Origin of the sequence: Blastomonas sp. CCH1-A6 (genome assembly GCF_001556365.1) — a bacterium.
GTDB classification, from domain to species: domain Bacteria; phylum Pseudomonadota; class Alphaproteobacteria; order Sphingomonadales; family Sphingomonadaceae; genus Blastomonas; species Blastomonas ursincola.
The window spans coordinates 1-2,368 of record NZ_LSIS01000174.1 but is presented as its reverse complement, the minus strand read 5'-3'; the positions used below and the strand labels follow the sequence as shown (position 1 = coordinate 2,368).

The 2,368-nt window shown below is 65.9% G+C and carries 2 protein-coding genes; both read left to right on the top strand.

The genetic code is table 11. From position 1 onward, the window contains the following. Nucleotides 1-36: 36 nt before the first annotated feature. Nucleotides 37-795: a crotonase/enoyl-CoA hydratase family protein gene (locus AX735_RS07040; protein WP_066277770.1), complete on the top strand. Its 759-nt coding sequence runs from the start codon at nt 37-39 to the stop codon at nt 793-795. An 83-nt stretch (nt 796-878) separates the two neighbouring features. After that, nucleotides 879-2,297 (top strand): hypothetical protein, encoded by a 1,419-nt coding sequence (locus AX735_RS07035; RefSeq protein ID WP_066277764.1) that lies wholly within the window; start codon nt 879-881, stop codon nt 2,295-2,297. Nucleotides 2,298-2,368 lie beyond the last annotated feature (71 nt).

Sequence of the window (2,368 nt, the reverse complement as noted above, 5' to 3'; positions counted from 1 at the left end):
CCCCTAAAGGTGAGGGGCTTTTCAGGGAGAATTTGCATGTCCGAAGTGTTGACCCTCGCCGACGATGGCGTCCTCATCATCACCATCAACCGGCCCGAGGCCAAGAATGCGGTCAACCGCGCGGTGGCCGAAGGCGTCGCCGCCGCGATGGAAGAGCTCGATGCCAATGACGACTTGCGCGTGGGCATCATCAAGGGGGCGGGCGGCACCTTCTGCTCGGGTATGGACTTGAAAGCCTTTCTCACCGGCGAGATGCCGATGGTGAAGGGCAAGGGCTTCGCCGGTTTCGTGGAGTCGCCGCCGAAGAAGCCGCTCATCGCTGCGGTCGATGGCTATGCGCTGGCGGGCGGCATGGAGGTCGCGATCACCTGTGACCTGCTCGTCGCCAATAGCGGTGCGCAGTTCGGCATTCCCGAAACCAAGCGCGGCCTCGCTGCCGCCGCCGGCGGCCTGATGCGCCTGCCGCGCCAGATCCCGCCGCGCATCGCGATGGAACTGGCGCTGACCGGTGATTTCATCTCTGCCCAGCGCGGCTACGAGATCGGCTTCGTCAACCGCGTGGTCGAAGGTCCGGCGATCGACGGCGCGCTCGAACTGGCGCACAAGATCAGCGCCAACGGCCCGCTCGCGGTGCGCGTTTCCAAGCAGGTGATCGTCGAATCGCGCGGCTGGAGCGACGAGGAAATGTGGGCGAAGCAGCAGGAAATCGTCGGTCCGGTGATGACCTCGCAGGACGCACGGGAGGGCGCTGCCGCCTTCGCCCAGAAGCGCGCGCCGAACTGGACCGGCAAGTAATCACCCGCCGCCGAAACGCGTTGATTTCGGCGGCAATTTGCTGAAAACAGGGCTGGCAGGGTCGCGCCTGACTGGAGTGTTTCGTGATCCTGCTGCCCGCCCTTTTGCTCGCGGCTTCAAGCCCCGCCGCGCCGTGTCCCGACCGCACGCTCAACGCGAAGGCGCTATGCGCCGATCGCGCAATCGCCTCGGGCTGGGCCGATGTCGAGGCGGCGTTCAAGGCCTGGCAGAAGGTCGATCCGCGCAAGGCGGTGATCGCCGAACGGCACGACGAGGCGCTCGCCGATCTGCGCCGGGGCTTCGAATATAGCGAGGATGACAGCCCGCAGACCGCCAATGCGGATTTGATCATCGAGAGCCTGGGCTATGTGAAGAGCGAGATCGAGGGGCTGACCAAGCTTGCCGCGTCGATCCGCGCCCCCGCCGGGTTCGGACCGGACTTCGCGAAAGCCTGCCAGATCGCGGCGGTCGAGAACTGCGTCGTCGAATCCGCCGGTGTCCTCAACGCGGGCGAGGAGGGGCGCCGGCGTTCGGTCGCTTGGCAATATATGAGCGGGCTGGAGCCGGGCGGCGGCATCCTGCTGCGCGCCGCGGTCGCCTGGGACATTACCGGCGCTGCGCCGCAATTGATCGGCTTTACCACCACCGAAGGCGAGGCCTCGACCCCGCTGCTGATCGACGACGGCGAGAAGCTGATGCTGCACATGCCCGCGCGCACCGCCGGGACGGGGGAGGGCAATGCCGACACGCTCTACCTGCTGCGCGGCGATGGCTGGGCCAATATCGGCATGAACGGCTGGAAGGAGGAACTGCGCACGCGGCTGCCCAGGGGGCTGGGGCTGTGGAAGGGCGTCGAATATAGCCTGTACGGTATCAGCAGCTCGTTCTCGCTCTGGCGCGACACCGACGCCAATTGCTGCCCGACCGCGGGGGACGCCTATGCCAGCTTCAAGATCGTGGGCGACCGGCTTGCCATCGATACGCTGGAGATCAACCCGGCGGCGGCGGTGCAGGTCAAGCCGCTGGCCTGCCCGATCCTCAAGGCCAGCTATCATTCGCCCTGGCCGACGCGCTTCTCGCTGCATTTCGAAAAGCCCGCGCTGCCGCCGAGCGCGCAGTCGGACCTGGTCGCGGTGCTCGAGCAGAAGGACGAGGACGATAAGCTCATCTTCCGCCAGTATTTCACCTTCACCGGTTCGAACGGCTTCGGCTCGACCACGCTGATCCCGGTCGATGGCCTGGGCGATGCGCAGAGCCCGCCGCAGATGCTGCCGCAGGAAGAGGGCGAGGAGGAGCTCTATTTCCACGCCTTTATCGGCGAGCCCAATGGCCTGAAATATGTCGCCGAACCCCCGATGCTGGACAGCCCCGCCCCGCTCGGCGTGTTCATGCCCGACCTCGCCCGCTCGCTCTGGTATGACGGCATCCCCGAACCCAAGGGCGGCCCCCCGATCCGCATCGAGATGCCGCGAGACATGTGGATTGGGGTGTGCGCGGAATAGTGGGTAATGCTCGCTGACCTTCCACCGAACGTCACCCTGAACTTGTTTCAGGGTGACGTTCGGTGGAAGGT

What these genes read in the sequence shown, in the direction of transcription:
- AX735_RS07040 (WP_066277770.1), top strand. Translation starts at nt 37, where the DNA reads ATGTCCGAAGTGTTGACCCTCGCCGACGATGGCGTCCTCATCATCACC.